12 protein-coding genes are annotated in these 15,680 nt (G+C 64.9%); 11 read left to right on the top strand and 1 reads right to left on the bottom strand.

All coding sequences use genetic code 11. The features are described from left to right. Positions 1-31: 31 nt before the first annotated feature. The 9 genes from gloA2 to IP92_RS30730 all read left to right on the top strand — a co-directional run bounded on the left by gloA2 (position 32) and on the right by IP92_RS30730 (position 12,268). A complete protein-coding gene (gene gloA2 / locus IP92_RS19590; protein ID WP_145878202.1) occupies positions 32-415 on the top strand; it encodes an SMU1112c/YaeR family gloxylase I-like metalloprotein in 384 nt (127 codons plus the stop codon). Positions 416-544: 129 nt separating this feature from the next. Next, positions 545-1,012 carry a type VI secretion system baseplate subunit TssE gene (gene tssE / locus IP92_RS19585; RefSeq protein WP_145878200.1) on the top strand — a complete coding sequence of 156 codons (468 nt, stop codon included), beginning with the start codon at positions 545-547 and terminating at the stop codon, positions 1,010-1,012. 10 nt (positions 1,013-1,022) lie between these two features. After that, positions 1,023-2,843: a type VI secretion system baseplate subunit TssF gene (gene tssF / locus IP92_RS19580; protein ID WP_145878198.1), complete on the top strand. Its 1,821-nt coding sequence runs from the start codon at positions 1,023-1,025 to the stop codon at positions 2,841-2,843. Then, positions 2,807-3,781: a type VI secretion system baseplate subunit TssG gene (gene tssG, locus IP92_RS19575; protein WP_145878195.1), complete on the top strand. Its 975-nt coding sequence runs from the start codon at positions 2,807-2,809 to the stop codon at positions 3,779-3,781. Before tssF ends, tssG begins: the two co-directional genes overlap by 37 nt. A 72-nt stretch (positions 3,782-3,853) precedes the next feature. After that, positions 3,854-6,550: a type VI secretion system Vgr family protein gene (locus IP92_RS19570; RefSeq protein WP_229418864.1), complete on the top strand. Its 2,697-nt coding sequence runs from the start codon at positions 3,854-3,856 to the stop codon at positions 6,548-6,550. Between the two features lie 27 nt (positions 6,551-6,577). Then, complete coding sequence (locus IP92_RS19565; protein ID WP_145878191.1) at positions 6,578-8,773, top strand: T6SS effector phospholipase Tle3 domain-containing protein; 2,196 nt, start codon at positions 6,578-6,580, stop codon at positions 8,771-8,773. Positions 8,774-9,288: 515 nt separating this feature from the next. After that, positions 9,289-10,248: a hypothetical protein gene (locus tag IP92_RS19560; RefSeq protein WP_229418863.1), complete on the top strand. Its 960-nt coding sequence runs from the start codon at positions 9,289-9,291 to the stop codon at positions 10,246-10,248. 13 nt (positions 10,249-10,261) lie between these two features. After that, complete coding sequence (locus tag IP92_RS19555; RefSeq protein ID WP_145878189.1) at positions 10,262-10,525, top strand: PAAR domain-containing protein; 264 nt, start codon at positions 10,262-10,264, stop codon at positions 10,523-10,525. Positions 10,526-10,666: 141 nt separating this feature from the next. Then, positions 10,667-12,268, top strand: a complete 1,602-nt coding sequence (locus IP92_RS30730) for a methyl-accepting chemotaxis protein (RefSeq protein ID WP_145878186.1) — start codon at positions 10,667-10,669, stop codon at positions 12,266-12,268. A gap of 25 nt (positions 12,269-12,293) precedes the next feature. On the opposite strand, the gene senA is transcribed toward IP92_RS30730, so the two are convergent. Further along, positions 12,294-13,496: a selenoneine synthase SenA gene (gene senA, locus IP92_RS19545; RefSeq protein ID WP_229418862.1), complete on the bottom strand. Its 1,203-nt coding sequence runs from the start codon at positions 13,494-13,496 to the stop codon at positions 12,294-12,296. Positions 13,497-13,525: 29 nt separating this feature from the next. Here senA and senB point away from each other — a divergent pair, with 29 nt between their 5' ends. Beyond that, complete coding sequence (gene senB, locus IP92_RS19540) at positions 13,526-14,506, top strand: selenoneine biosynthesis selenosugar synthase SenB (RefSeq protein WP_145878184.1); 981 nt, start codon at positions 13,526-13,528, stop codon at positions 14,504-14,506. 16 nt (positions 14,507-14,522) lie between these two features. After that, positions 14,523-15,569 carry a selenide, water dikinase SelD gene (gene selD / locus IP92_RS19535; RefSeq protein WP_145878182.1) on the top strand — a complete coding sequence of 349 codons (1,047 nt, stop codon included), beginning with the start codon at positions 14,523-14,525 and terminating at the stop codon, positions 15,567-15,569. The last annotated feature ends 111 nt before the right edge of the window (positions 15,570-15,680 follow it).

The raw sequence follows: 15,680 nt of genomic DNA, 5'->3' as shown, positions 1-15,680 counted from the left end.
GCCTTCCCTCCTCCCGCAAGCAAGGACGCCGATGTTCAAGAGAATCCACCACGCGGCCATCATCTGCTCGGACTACGCCCGCTCGAAACGCTTCTACAGCGAGATCCTCGGCCTGCCCGCGATCGCGGAACATTACCGGGCCGAACGCCAGTCCTACAAGCTGGACCTGCAGCTGCCGGACGGCTCCCAGATCGAGTTGTTCTCGTTCCCGAACGCCCCGGCGCGGCCTTCGTACCCCGAAGCGCGCGGCCTGCGCCACCTGGCGTTCGCCGTCGACGATGCCGAGGCATGCAAGGCTTACCTGGAGCAGCAAGGCATTGCCGTCGAGCCGATCCGGATCGACGAACATACCGGACGGCGCTTCACGTTCTTTGCCGATCCGGATGACTTGCCGCTGGAGGTGTATGAGGGGTAGGTGCCTCGGGCGGCGGCGCCGCGCAGCCACGCCATCGAACGGCCCAACAGCATAAACTTGCGCTAGCGCAACTTCCTTTCCGCCCGGCGGCGGCAGAATCTCCCAGCTCAACGGAGCATGGGAGAAGCGATGACCAAAGCCGGCACTACAGTATTCACATCCAGCATCTGGGACCGCCTGACGGGCCCGGGTGGCCAGCCTGCCGGGCTGACCGCCGAACAGCTCAAGCGCGCGATCACGCGCGATCTCGAGAACCTGCTCAATACGCGCACGGCGATTCCTGACACCGACCTGGCCGGCCTGCCGCTATGCAGGAAGTCAGTCGCCAATTTCGGCCTGGCCGATTTCGCGCAACTGTCCCTGTCCAGCAGCGACGACCAGAAGGAGGTGTGCGACCGGCTCGAGGCGGCGATCGTCCGCCATGAACCCCGGCTGGCGCGCGTGCGCGTACAGCTTGTCCACCAGCCCGGGTCGGTCAACCGGCTCAGCCTCCTCATAACCGGCCAACTGCGCGCGCTGTCGCACAGGGCGGACAACGAGCGGGTCCGGTTCGACGTGATGCTCGAACCATCGAGCCTCCATTACTCGATCCGCTGACGGAGGGCCGATGAAGAAACTGCGCGAGTACTACGAACGCGAACTGGGCTTCCTGCAAGGTTATGCGCGGGAGTTCGCAGCAACCTATCCGGCGCAAGCGACGCAGCTGGGGATGGCGGACGGCGCCGCCGGAGATCCGCATATCGAGAGGCTGATACAGGCCACCGCGCTATCGAACGCGCGCACGGCGCGGCTGATCGACGATAACGACGGCAAGCTGACCGAGGCACTCCTGAACGTCAACTATCCGCACTACCTGCGACCGTTCCCGTCGACCGCCAATGTCCGGGTCGAGGCAGGGCCCGCTATAGCCGCCGGCAAGGTCTTCACGCTCCCGCGCGGCACGATGATGAGCGCCCATCCGGACAATGGCGTGACCTGCCGGTTCCGCACTACCCAGGACGTGCACGTCACACCGTTGCAGCTGGCGGACGTGGCGTTCCATTCGATCTTCCACTTTCCACCCGCGATGCGAGGTCACGCCGACGTCGTTTCCGCGCTCAGCATAAAGATCGAGTGGGGCACAACCGATGCATGCTCACCCGGTCTGCCGGCCCTGCGGCTGCTGATCACCGGCGAACCGTCGTTGTGTGCCACGCTGCGGGACGCGCTGTTCCTGAACGCCCGCGGCGCCTGCATCGAGCTGGACGATGGTAGCTGGCGCGGCCTGGAGACGGTGCCGCTCGCAGCCGCGGGCTTCGGCGCCGACGAAGCACTGCTGCCCGCACCAGCGTCGGCGCACCCGGCCTACCGTCTGCTGGCCGAGTACTTTGCGTTCCCCGCAAAATTCGATTACATCGACGTGGACTGGCAGGCGCTGGCCCGCTGCATTCCTCGCTCTTGCCGGCACCTGACGCTTCATCTGGGCCTGGATGTGCAGCCCGATTCCGCGGTGTCGCTGCGGCTGGCCTGCGTGTCCCCGGCGAACCTCCTCACGGGCTGTACACCGGCAGTCAACCTGTTTGCGCGCGCCGCCTGTCCGATCGACATGAGCCTTGCCGCCCCTGACTACGAGCTCGCACCGGAAGGCTCCCCCGCCAGCGCATACGATGTGTACAGCGTGGACAAGGTCACCGTGCTGCGCGAGTCGCCAGGGACACCGTCGATCACCGAGTTCCGGCCATACTACGCGCTGCGCCACGGTGAGCAGCAAGGCCGCGGCCAATACTACCTGGTGCGGCGCGACCCGCTCCGCGCCGTGACGCATCCCGGCCATGAGATGCGGATCGCGCTGGTGGACCGCGCATTCGACCCGCTTGCATCGGCGAACGCCAGCGTCTCGGCCGATCTCACCTGCACGAACCGCGATCTGCCCAACACGCTGCGCCACGGCCGTGTCGAAGGAGACCTGATGCTGGAGCAGGCCATGGGGGGATCGGTCGTACGGTTGTTGCACCGCCCTACTCCGACCTACCGCTTCAGCGACGACGCCCGGTGGCGGTTGATATCGCAGCTGGCCCTCAGCCATTCGGCGATCGTGCAACAGGGCGTGGCGGGATTGCGCGAAGCGCTGGCGCTGCACGATCCACGGCAGTCGCCGGTCACGCAACGGCAGATCGGCGCCATCGTGGCCCTCGCCCATCGCCGCGCGCGGCTGTGGATGCGGAACGACGGCCACCGCACGCTGGTGCATGGTGTCGAGGTCACGGTGACCGTCGACGACGAAGCCTTCGTCGGCACCGGCTTGCATTTGTTCGCACAGGTGCTCGATCACTTCTTCGGGCTGTCCGTCCACATCAACAGCTTCACCCAGCTGACGGTGGTGTCGCTCGCAAATGGAAAGGAGCTGGTACGATGCAAGCCCCGGCATGGCGCCATCCAACTGGCTTGATCCGCGCGCTGTTCGACCGGCCGCACAGCTTCGCCTTCTTCCAGGCCGTGCGCCTGCTTGACGCATGGTTGCGGCCCTCTCCCCTGGAACACGCGCTACGGTTCCGCAACAGCGTGTCGCTCGGGTTCCCGGCGGGACAGATCGAAACCCTCGTGTCCGACGGCACGCGGATCCACCTGACGCCGGCCTTCATCGGCTTCCTCGGCATCAAAGGCGCGCTGCCCTACTTCTACACGGAAGCCATCGCCGCCCAGGTCCACGGCGAAAGGAGCGACGCTAGCCGCGCCTTCCTCGACTGCTTCTCCCAACGCTCAGTGCTGCTGTTCTACCGTGCCTGGGAAAAGTGCCATGTCGAATACCGCCTGGGCAAGGATGGCCGCGCTGCGCTGCTCACGATGCAGCTGTGCCTGGCCGGACTGCCGCGTCACGCCGGAACCGCGGCGTTGCCTGTGGAGGTCGCGGCGCATCATGCACCGTCGATTGGCCAGCAGCCCGTCTGCGCGGAACTGCTGACGGCGATCCTGCGCGAGCATTTCCGCGTGCCGATCCGACTGGAGCCTTTTGTCGACGTGTGGGAAACGCTCGCGCCTAGCGAATTGAGCGTGCTGGGTGAGCGCAATTGCCGGCTCGGCGACGTCGTCCTCGGCTCACGCTACCGCACTCGCAGCTCGTGCGTGCGGCTTTGGCTGGGCCCCTTGTCGCGCATCGAACTCGATCACTTCCTTCCCGAAGCACCGGGTGGAGAAGCGCTGGCCGCCATGCTGGCCCTGTTCGCCGTACCTGCGCTGCGTTACGAGATCCGGCTGATCCTGCGCGCACAGGACGTGAAACCGATCGTGCTCGACCGCTCATGGCGGCTGGGCTATGCCAGCTTTCTCGTGACGTCAAGGTCGGCCAACGACCGGCACGAGACGCGCTACCTCATCGAGCTGTTATAGCGAACGGAGATCATCTTGGACCACGAAGCCTCACTGGAAGCGTATCTATCGGCGCGCCACCGGCCCATCAGAATGACGCTGGCCCTGCCGGACGGGATGGCGGACGGCGTGCTGCTGCCGCAGCGCGTCACGTGCACGGAAGCGGTCTGCGGCGGCATCGAACTACGCGTGTACTGCGTATCGCTCGACGTCGGCCTGCCGCTCAAGGAGCTGATCGGCATTGCCGGCGCCGTACACATCGTGACGGACGTCGGTGAACTGCGCAGCATCTGCGGGATCGTGACGGAGGTCAGCCAGGGGGAAAGCGACGGCGGCCTGGCAACGTATCAGCTTGTACTGCGCGACGCGCTGGCGATTCTCGACCTGACGGCCGGCACCCGCATCTTCCTGGACAAGACGGAGCTGGAAGTCGTGCGCATCCTCCTCACCGAAGCACGCCGCGACAACCCGGCGTTGGCGGCGGCATTCGAGTTCTGCGTCGACGCTGCGCTCGCAGCGCGCAACTTTCCGCGACGCCGACAGATCATGCAATACAACGAAAGCACGGCCGGCTTCGTGCGCCGCCTGTTGCGGCGGCGCGGCATCAGCTGGTATTTCCGTCCGGGCCATGCCGAATCATCCGACACGGAAGGCGACGACGACGCGCCCATCCACACGATGGTGCTGTTCGCCGATGGCAAGCGCCTCGTGCGAAGTCCTGCCGGGCGGGTGCGCTTCCATCGCGATAACGCGACCGAAGAGCGCGACACGATCACCGCATGGTGCGGAGTACGCACGCTGCAGCCCGGCCGCCAGACGAACTTCAGCTGGGACTATGCCAACCCACGTGGAACGGGCTTCATGACCGCCGGCGCCAGTTCGGAAGCGGATCAGGGGGCCAGGGGCAACAGGCTGGCGGCGCAGCTGGAACGCTACGTGATCGAAGCGCCGCACGTCAGGGACAGCGCGGACGACCTCGGGTCATTGGCTCAACAGACGATCGCACGATCGGACTTCGAAGCGAAGTGCTATTACGCGGAAGGCGGCGTACGCGCATGCCGCGCCGGCGAGTATTTCACGCTGGACGATCACCCGGACCTGACCGACGCACCTGACGAGCAGCGCGAATTCATCGTCCTGTCCCAGCAGATCGTGGCGCAGAACAACCTGCCGAAGACCTTCGATGCGCGCGTCGAACGCCTGTTCGCGCGCAACCGCTGGGACAGCGATGGCCCCGCCCTGCCTCTCGCCGCCCGCAACTGGTTCGACGCCGGCGAGATGCGCTTCTTCATCCGCATGCACTGTGTACGGCGCGACATCCGCTTCGTCCCGTCCTACGATCCGCGCTCCGATCGGCCGCGCGCGGAGATGCAAAGCGCGATCGTCGTCGGCCCGGCTGGCGAGGAGGTGCATTGCGATGAACTCGGGCGAATCAAGGTACGTTTCGGCGGTATGCGCGAATGCGATCACGCACACGCTGACGGTGCCGGCGCGTCCGGCACGGATGCCGACTCCGCCTGGGTGCGGCTCGCCACGAACTGGGCAGGCAGCACGTCCGGTGCCGGATCGCACGTTGGCGCCCTGTCGCTGCCGCGCGCGGGAACGGAGGTGTTGATCGCCTTCCTGGGGGGCGATCCGGACAAGCCGGTCGTGATCGGGCAACTGTACAACGCCGCCGCCCACCCGCCACACCTCGGCACCGATGGACTGCCGGGCAATCGTTATGTGTCGGGCTTGCAGTCCCGCGAAGTCAAGGGCAGCCGCGTGAACCAGCTGCGGCTGGACGACACGCCGGGCGAGATCAGCGCCCAGCTGGCGAGCGAGCATGGCCGCAGCGAACTGAATCTGGGATTTCTTACGCAGCCGCGCACCGGCGGCACCGCCGCGGGTCGCGGTGAAGGCGCCGAGCTGACCACCGACCAGCAGATGGCGCTGCGCGCCGGGAAAGGCATGCTGCTGTCGGCATGGCGGCGGCTCGGGGGCGGCGGCAAGCAGCTCGACCGATCCGACTGCCTGGCGCTGATGGAGGAATGCGTGCAGCTGTTCCGGTCACTGGGCGACTATGCGGCGTCCCATGAAGGCTTGCCCGTCGACGGCCAGGAGCAGGCCGCGCTGCAGGCGTCCCTCAAGGAGTGGGATAAGGGCGGCGCCCCTGCAATCGCCGTGACCGCACCAGACGGCATCAGCTTCGCGACGTCGAAGGCGATCGTCTCCTATGCGGCCACGAACGTCGACACGGTCGCGCAGCAGCACCTGCAACTGACGGCTGGCCAGCGCTACAACGTCAATGCCGGCAAGGGCATTTCGCTGTTTTCGCACGCGGACGGGCTGCACGCCATCGCGCACCACGGGCCGCTCGTCATGCAGAGCCAGCACGATACGACACAGATCGATTCGGGCAAGGACGTGAAGATCAGCGCCAGGGGGCGCGTCATCATCATGGCCGAGGAGGTCGTGCTGGTCAACAAGGACGGTGCCTACCTGGCGCTGAAAGGCGGCGGGCCGGAGATCGGCGGACCTGGCGCAATGACGGTCAAGACGAATGGGCACAACTGGAACGGCTCCGCGAGCCGCAAAGCGGAGCTGCCGTCGTTCGGTGAGGGGCAGTTCGTTCGCACACCGCGCGTGGTGCGCAGCAGCGACGGCGAGCCGGTCAAGGACTTCGAGCTCAATCTCGACGTCGGCGGGGCGCGACGCACCGTCAAGACCAACAGCGCCGGCGAAGGCGAAAAGATCACGGCCGATCACGTGCAAGTGATCAAGGCGCTTGCCGATCCCGAACAGTTCTGACCAACGTTTCGACATGGGAGTCATTCGATGACCAGAATCAGTGCATCGCACACAGCAGATAAAGCAAGGACAAAGGAGCTCGACGTCGCGCAGCAGGCCGTCATCTGCGATACCGGCGGCGTGACGCTGTTGAAGGACTCCTACCTTCGCATCGTCACGCAGCTGCCGCTGCCCGGCATCGTGATCTTCGTGCATGGCGTGAACTCCGATGGGGAGTGGTATGACCAGGCCGAGGAAGGACTGTGCCGCGGATTGAACGAGCGGCTCAAGCGCAAGGACGAGCAGATGGCGTTCCCTTGTCCGGAGGGTGGACAGCTGACGCCGGCCAAGTACATGGGCGAGCTGACGCGTGACGGCTACGTCAACCCGGACCGCCAGCCCGACAACTTCATCGAGGAAGGCAGTCACTTCTCCCCCGTCATTCGCTTCCGTTGGGGGTACAAGGCGAGCTCGGAGGAACTGCAGCAATTCGGCGAAGGCATTTTCCTCAATGAACACAACTACTGGGGCGGCGGACCGTTTGCCAACGGCTGCACGTCGCTGCCGGACCTGTGGAGCGAAGGGGTATCCCAGTCGATGTTCCTGTGGTGGAACATCGGGCACTTCAACCCGGTGGACGACCGCCCCGTATTCTCTTGCCCGGCACGCGCCTATTTCGTCCTTGCCGCACTGCGCCTGGCGAAACTCATCGAAGCGATCCGCAAGCAGCAGGCCAACACGCCGATCACGATCGTCTGCCACAGCCAGGGGAACATGGTGGCGATCGCCGCGGCCTTTCTGGGCGACCAGATGTCCGCGCAGCGCGAAGGGAATACCGCGCGCTGCGTCGCCGACACCTACGTGCTGTGCAACCCGCCCTACAGCCTGCAGACGGCCGAGTTCATCGATAACTGGAGCGAAAGGCATATGAAGGACCGCGATGGCGGGACCGGCCGGCAAACGGCTGAAGCACGGATCGCGACAATGAAGAACTTCTTCGACATCATTAGACAGCCGACATCGTCCATGCCGCAGCAAGCCGACGAGATCAACGTGGCGATGGCAAACAAGCTGCATCAGTTCGATGCCACAACCGACCGCAATACGTTCGGCTACGGCACCCCGCAGCGTACCTGCGGTCGCGTAACGCTGTACTGCAATCCTCACGACCAGGTGATTTCGTCGACCACGATCCGCGGCATCGGCTGGCTCGGCATGAGCGAGAAGGAGATCGACGCGACGAATGGGCATGGCGTCTTCTGCCAGCGGGTATTCGCGCAAGGGTTCACCGTTGGCGTGCGCGGACACTACCGCTACTGGGGCGACCACTACCGCAAGATCGACGAAGGAAGCAGCCGCTTCTGGATGCCGCCCTCGCCGGTCGTCAGCTATAAGCTCTCCTCCAGCCCGAACGATGGCTGGGTCGGCACCATCGTGAGCTTCGTCGCCGCGCCGCTGATGATCCTGGCAACGAAGACAACCGGAATCCCCATCAACGCGGTGCCCCCGAAAGGATGGACGATCCCGCTGCAAGCGCCCGATCTCCCGCAGCCATTCAAGCCTGGAACGCAGCCGGATGGCCAACAGGCCCCATTCGACCAGGGCCGCACCGCCCCCGGCGAGGAACGCGACCCCACCCGCGCCCGCGAGGAGGACGATCCATACGCCGGCGACCGCAAGATCGCACGGCGCAAGGGGGAACCCGAGCGCCCTGCCACGGATGCGGGCAGAGGAGATGCTCGCAGCGAGGCGCAGCTGCGCTATGAACATCATGCACGGCTGCGGATGGAAGCGCGGCAGGAGAAGCTGGTCAAGAAGGATGCACCGCACGTAACGGCTGAAGACGAACCCGACAAGGCAAGCGATGAGTACAAGACGTGGCGCAACCAGAAAATCAAGGGCTACCTCGCCAACAACGTCGACAGCAATGCCACGGATCACTCGACGATCATGACCGATCCGGAAAATGCAAGGAAGGCGCTGGCGTATGACGTGGCGGTGGGGGTGTGCAGGATCCCTTTGCGTGAAATGCGCGTTCTCAGACTGGCTGCGGACTGGCGACTTACTAAAGGGTCGCAAGGTCCGCTCGCAAATTTTAACCAGTATTTCAAGTATGGCCTTCTGGACGACCTGTCACTTCAAGAGTGGTGCAGAACTCCCAACGGCGAGGGTGAGATGCCTCATGGCATTGTCGACCGAAGAGAAAACCAGTCGCGACAATCCACGAAACCAAATGGGGGATGACAGTGAGAAATGCTTCCTCAACAACCTATAAAATATTCATCGCGTGCATGAGCTTCTCTGCAGCGGCCGCCGCATCATTATTCTATACAGCGGCAACAGTTCCATATTTCGCCAACGGACTCGGCTTAGGAGAGGCTATGACCCGCTTTATGTTAATTCCTGCTGTAGTCGCCGTGCTTACCGCTGCGTTGCCGGCCTCTTGCCGGACAAAACAAGATTTATCGAGCTCCACTGCACCTTTAGTCACAAATAGAGTGCTTCCGGGGCGCACATTTGCCGCACAAGTGGTCGGAGTGCAATGGCTCAATCCATTGCAGAGACGAGACTACCCAACCGAATGGCAGCTGCTATGGACACTTGGGTTAACAAAACCGAATCAGGGCGACGATATGGTTAACACTAAGCCAGAGAAATATTCCAAACTTGGAGTTGTTGGCTCAATAGCTATCGGTTGGGATGGAGAGACTAGCTTCAAAGACTATCACGAGCAATACTTCGACATGATAACTCTACATATGCACGACATCTACTTTGCGAGCCCTACCTACTTTTACAATGTGCACTCGCTAAAGGACAGGTCGGGCTGGCGGGAACTGGCCGGGATTCGTGTGGAATACGCGCTGCCAGAAAATACTATAAACGCCATTGAGGCGGCGGATTTTGCACGCAACAATATCCGTCAGTGCTTCCAGATCGGCAATCCCCACTTCCCGAAGTCCTGGTCAAAAGATTCGCTGCCAGATGTCCGGGTTACTCAGGGCGGGCCCAATGCCGGCTTTACCTCCCTCACCGCTGCCCTCGACTACCTGCAAGCCCACCCGGACGAAACCGTATGGGCGATGAACTGGGACGCCCCCAGCCGCCCGAAGGACAAGCAGATCAACGAGAATATGGTCCTGCTCGTCCTGGCCGGTCCCAACTACAAGACCGGGCGCGCGCCGCTGGCCTGGATCGGCTATCCGGCCAGCGCCGACGTGGCAGACTTCGAAACCAGGCCCGAGCAGCCCCGCACGATCCAGGCGTGGAAGGCGGCACTCGACAAGGCCGTCGAGAACGCCAGTAAGAAGCCAACGGACATCGGCTACGTCATCCACGACGCCAACAATACCCACGCCGCCTCACCCGAGCGCCTGGGTAACCTCGCGCGCACCCTCGCGACCGAAGTCGCCGAGTTCGACTTCGCCAAGCAAACCTTCAACACGCCTGCCCTGCTAGGCGAGATGGGCGCGGGTACGGCACTGACCAACGTCGCGCTGGGCATCGCCTACGCCAATCACATTGGCAAGAATGTGCTCGTGGCAGGCACCACCGACAGTACGAAGCCGACAGCAGTCCTCGTCGTCCCGCCCGAGAGGGTGCGTCCAATCGATCACGACAAGCCCTGGTTCCGCGCACGGGGCGAAAACAATGTGTTCCTGATGTGGTGGGGGCTGCGCCACGATGCGCCGCCCGCATCGCAGGGGTATTCGAAATGACGGGGAGCATGCCATGAAGGGCGTAATCAGACTGAACGATCCCACCACGCATGGCGGCCGCGTGGTGTCGGCCGCGCCGAAGACGAACGTCATGGGCGTGGCCGTCGCGCGCCAGGGTGACCGCTGCATGTGTCCCCTGCCCGGCCATACGGTTTGCATCATTACCGAAGGCGATCCGAACGTAACCATCGATGGCGTGCCCGTAGCATTCGAGGGGCATAAGACGAGTTGCGGTGCAAGCCTGATTTCAACGATGCCGAAGAGCGGGCGCGGTTGAGGCCAGTCACATGTAGCCCAACAACACAAAACAAAGTAGTTGCAACTACACAACCAGAATTAACGTCTTTCATGTTTATACGGACCAGTTTCCGATAGCTGCCTTATGCTCGTCTGTAACAGCCACTCCAGCGAGCCAGCCATGAAATCCCTGACCTTCAAGCAGAAACTGTGGATTCCCCTGATCTGCAGCCTGCTTTGCATCACAGCGATCTTCTTGTTCGAAGCCATCCAGATCCGCCAGACCCGCATTGACGAGCGCAAGCAGGACCTGACCAACATCGTCGAGACGGCGCTGTCCGGCGTGAAGATGTATGCGGATCAGGCACAAGCCGGCAAGATCAGCCAGGACGAAGCAAAGAAGCTCGCCATCGACCTGCTGCGCCACCAGCGCTACGGCAAGGACGGCTACCTGTCCATCGTCAGCGGCGATGGGGTGTCGGTGATGAACCCGACCAAGCCGGAAGCCGAGGGCAAGAACGTGCTTGATTTCCAGGACAAGAAAGGCAACTACCTGTACCGCGACATCGTCGCCGCCGGGCACAGCGCGGCGGGTGCCGGCTTTGCCGAATACTGGTGGGCGCGTCCCGGCGGCAGCGAAACGGTACCGAAACTCAGCCGCGCGGCCGCGTATCGGCCGTGGGACTGGATCGTCATCACCGGCGTCTACATGGACGACATCGATGCGGCATTCCGCGTCACCCTGGCAAAGTCGGCTGGCGTGCTGCTGGTCGTCTGCGCCATCCTCGCGGCCATCGTCGGCGTCATCAACCGCAGCCTGCAACGCACGATCGGCGGCGACCCTGGCTATGCCGAGGCGATCGTCACCAGCATCGCGGCCGGGGATCTGTCGGTGCACGTGGACACGGCCGCCAACGATCGCGGCAGCGTCCTGTATGGCATGAAGACGATGCAGGAAAACCTGGCACGCACCATCGGCGAGATCCGTCGCAGCGCGGAAACGATCGCTACCGCGTCGGCGCAGATCGCCACCGGCAATATGGACCTGTCGGCGCGCACCGAGTCGCAGGCTTCCGCGCTGGAAGAGACTGCGGCGTCGATGGAGGAGCTGACGTCCACCGTCAACCAGAACGCCCAGAATGCGCGCGAGGCCAATTCGCTGGTGCAGCACGCTTCCTCGGTCGCGCAGCAAGGCGGCCAGGTCGTGTCGCAGGTCGTGTCGACGATGGAGACGATCAGCGCGTCGTCGAAGAAGGTCGTCGATATCATTTCCGTCATCGACTCGATCGCGTTCCAGACCAATATCCTGGCGCTGAACGCGGCCGTCGAGGCAGCCCGCGCCGGCGAGCAGGGGCGTGGTTTCGCGGTCGTCGCCGCCGAAGTGCGCAACCTCGCCCAGCGCAGCGCCGCAGCGGCCAAGGAGATCAAGGAGCTGATCAACAATTCGGTCGACAGCATCAGCGCTGGCAGCACGCTCGTCGCACAGGCCGGCAGCACGATGAACGACGTCGTCGACAGCGTGGCGCGCGTCACGCAGATCATGGCGTCGATCGCCGACGCGTCGTCGGAACAAAGCACCGGCATCGGCCACGTCAACGAAGCCATCACGTCGATGGACACCGTCACGCAGCAGAACGCCGCGCTGGTGGAGGAAGCGGCAGCGGCCGCCGCGAGCATGCAGGAACAGGCCGCGCGTCTGGCGGAACTGGTCGCCAGCTTCACGCTGGACGAGGCGCCCGCGCAGCCCCGTGTGGGTGGAGCGCTGCGCCGGCTCGCCGCCTGACGCTACCCGCCCCGAAGCTGAAGCTCTACTCCCAGGCGCAGGTGCGGAAGCCGCAGAAGATGTCGTCCCGCTCCGGCATGTAGAAGTTGCGGAACTTCGCCGAGCCCAGGCGCGACGGCGTCGCGAACGATGCGCCGCGCAGCACCTGGTGCGTGGCGAACCACGGCTCGGAGTATTCGCGGTAGCGGTCCGGCGCGAAGCCGGGATACGGTTCGAACGGCGACGCGGTCCACTCCCACAACTGGCCCCAGCGGAATGCCGGGTGGCCGTACAGCGCCGCGTATTCCCATTCGGCCTCGGTCGGCAGCCGCCGGTTGGCCCAGGCGCAGTAGGCCTGTGCCTCGTACAGGTTCACGTGGCGCACCGGCTCGTGGGGGTTCAGCGTGGCGGCACGGCCGAAGCGCACCGTGCGCCAGTCGCCGCCGTCGCGCTCCCAGTAGCGCGGCGCGCAGCGGTCCTGGTGCATCAGCCAGTTCGCACCGGCCGTGCTCCAGAACTGGCGGTTGTCGTAGCCGCCGTCGCCGATGAAGTCCATGTACTGGCCGTTCGTCACGAGCGCCGCATCCATCCGGAACGGCGCCACGTAGACGGGGTGCACGGCGCGCTCGTTGTCGAACGTGAAGCCTGCGGTGTCGGCGGCGCAGCCCAGTTGCAGCGTGCCGCCGGGGAAGCGGATGTCGCCGGGGCTCACATATGCACTGTCGTCGTGCGTCAGCTGGGGCGGCGCTTCCAGGCCCAGCGTCTGCAGCGTGTACAGGAACGCTTCGCCGTGCATGTCCTCGTGCGCGAGCGCGAGACGGTACGGGTACAGCGCCTCGTCCACGCTGGCCTCGCGCGACAGCTTGTCGAGCACGCGGTCGAGCACCTCGTGGCAATAGGTCTTCACGCCGCCCGGCGTCGGCAGGTCGAGGTTCCAGCGGCTGCGGTGCGAGACGTTGGCCGAGTCGAACCAGTCGTCGCCCTTCGTCAGCAGCGACGGCGACTGGGCATCGGCCGGGTGGCTCGACAGCGCCTCGCGCAGGATGAACCATTCGGCGAACCAGGCGGTGTGGCCCAGTTCCCATAGCGGCGGGTTCACGATGCGCAGGTAAGGCACGTTGCGCGGCACGTCCATGCCGGCGGCGGCAAAGCAGTCGAACAGCGCCAGCGTATAATGCCGCGCATTCTGCAAGGCCTCGGCCAGTTGCTGTGTGCGCGCGGTGCGGAAGGAAGCGGTAATGGAATTCATTGCGAGATTGTAAACCCAAGCGATTTGACATGGCAGCCACTGGTAACTCCGCAGGCAAGCACACGATCCGCATCGTCAGCCCCGGTACCGCGCGGGACAACAACGGCAACTGGCACACGGCGGTGCGCTGGGCCGCCTTCCTGGCGCCCCACGACGTGACGATCGCCGCCGATTGGACAAACGGCGATCCCGCGCCGGACCTGCTGATCGCACTGCACGCACGCCGCTCGGCCGCCGCGCTGGCCGCGTTCCGCGCCCGCCATCCCGGCCGCCCCGCCCTGCTCGTCCTGACAGGCACGGACCTGTACCGCGACATCCATGACGATGCCGCCGCTGCGGCCTCGCTGCGCAGCGCGGACGCATTGGTGCTGCTGCAGCCGGCCGGCCTGGCCGAGCTGCCGGACGACGTGCGCGGCAAGGCCCACGTGATCTACCAGTCCGCGCCCGCGCTGCCGCCGTCGGCCTGCGCGGTGGGCAGCGGCACGATCGTGATGGCGGGCCACCTGCGCGACGAGAAGGACCCGGCCACGTTCATCCGTGCGGCCAGCCTCGTGACGAGCCCCCGCGCGCGGCTGCTGCACATCGGCGGCGCGCTCGATCCGGCGCTGGGCGCGCTGGCGCAGGACACGGCGGCGCGGCTGCCGCGCTACCGCTGGCTGGGCGCACTGCCGCAGGCCGAGGTGCGCGAACACCTGCGGCACAGCCATGCGATGGCGATCTGCTCGAAGATGGAGGGCGGCGCCAACGTCATCATCGAGGCCGTGACGGCCGGCGTGCCCGTACTGGCCAGCGACATCGACGGCAACCGCGGCATGCTGGGCAGTGACTATGCCGGCTACTTCCCCGCCGGCGACGCGGCCGCGCTGGCCCGGCTGATCGACCGCGCCATCGAGGACGAGGCCTTTGCCGCGCTGCTGCGCGCCCAGTGCGCCGCCCGGGCGCCGCTGTTCGCGCCCGCGGCCGAGCAAGCAGCTTTGCTCCACCTGGTGGATAATCTGCTCAATCCCTAATCTGGTACTACACATCATGACGACTGAACCGATCAAACTGACTTCCTTCTCCCACGGCGGCGGCTGCGGCTGCAAGATCGCCCCCGGTGTGCTGTCCGAGATCCTGAAGAATTCGAGCGGCTTCCCCGTGCCGAAGGAACTGCTGGTCGGCATCGAGACGGCCGACGACGCGGCCGTCTACAAGCTGAACGACGAGCAGGCGCTGATCGCCACAACGGACTTCTTCATGCCGATCGTCGACGACCCGTTCGACTTCGGCCGCATCGCCGCCACCAACGCGATCTCGGACGTGTACGCGATGGGCGGCACGCCGATCATGGCGCTGGCCCTCGTCGGCATGCCGATCAACAAGCTGCCGATCGAGACGATCGGGCAAATCATCAAGGGCGGCGAGTCGATCTGCGCGGAAGCGGGCATTCCGATCGCCGGCGGCCACACGATCGATTCCGTCGAGCCGATCTACGGCCTCGTCGTGATGGGTCTCGTCCACCCGTCGAAGGTCAAGCGCAATGCCGACGCCAAGGCCGGCGACGTACTCGTGCTGGGCAAGCCGCTCGGCGTGGGCGTGCTGTCCGCGGCGCTGAAGAAGAACGTGCTGGGTGCCGACGGCTATGCCGCGATGGTGGCGAGCACCACGAAACTGAACAAGCCGGGCAAGGCGCTGTCCGAACTGCCGGGCGTGCACGCGCTGACGGACGTCACCGGCTTTGGCCTCTTGGGCCACCTGCTGGAACTGGCGCGCGGCGCTAAGCTGGCGGCGCACCTGGACATGGCGAAGATTCCGCTGCTGCCAGGCGTCGAACAGCTGGCGCACGACGGCTTCTTCACGGGAGCCTCGGGCCGCAACTGGGATGCGTACGGCAAGGATGTGACGCTGGCGCCCACCGTCACACCGGCCCAGCACACGCTGCTGACGGACCCGCAGACGTCCGGGGGCCTGCTGGTCTCGTGCGATCCGTCCGCCGTCGACGACGTGCTGGCGACTTTCCGCGCCGGCGGCTTCGAGGCCGCCGCCGTCATCGGCCGCATGGCAGCAGGCGACGCGCGGGTGCACGTCGCGTGAAAAAAAGGGTGTCAGACCAGTAGTGTCCCAACGTTTTTCATAGGAGGGTGAGCTGAGTTTGCTCACCTCCGGTGTCCTGTGGAGGGGTAAGTAGTTGATTTAGCGGTGTTG

It is taken from the genome of Pseudoduganella flava, from assembly GCF_007830495.1.
Lineage (GTDB): Bacteria > Pseudomonadota > Gammaproteobacteria > Burkholderiales > Burkholderiaceae_D > Rugamonas > Rugamonas flava.
This window is presented reverse-complemented; position numbering and strand designations above follow the sequence as displayed.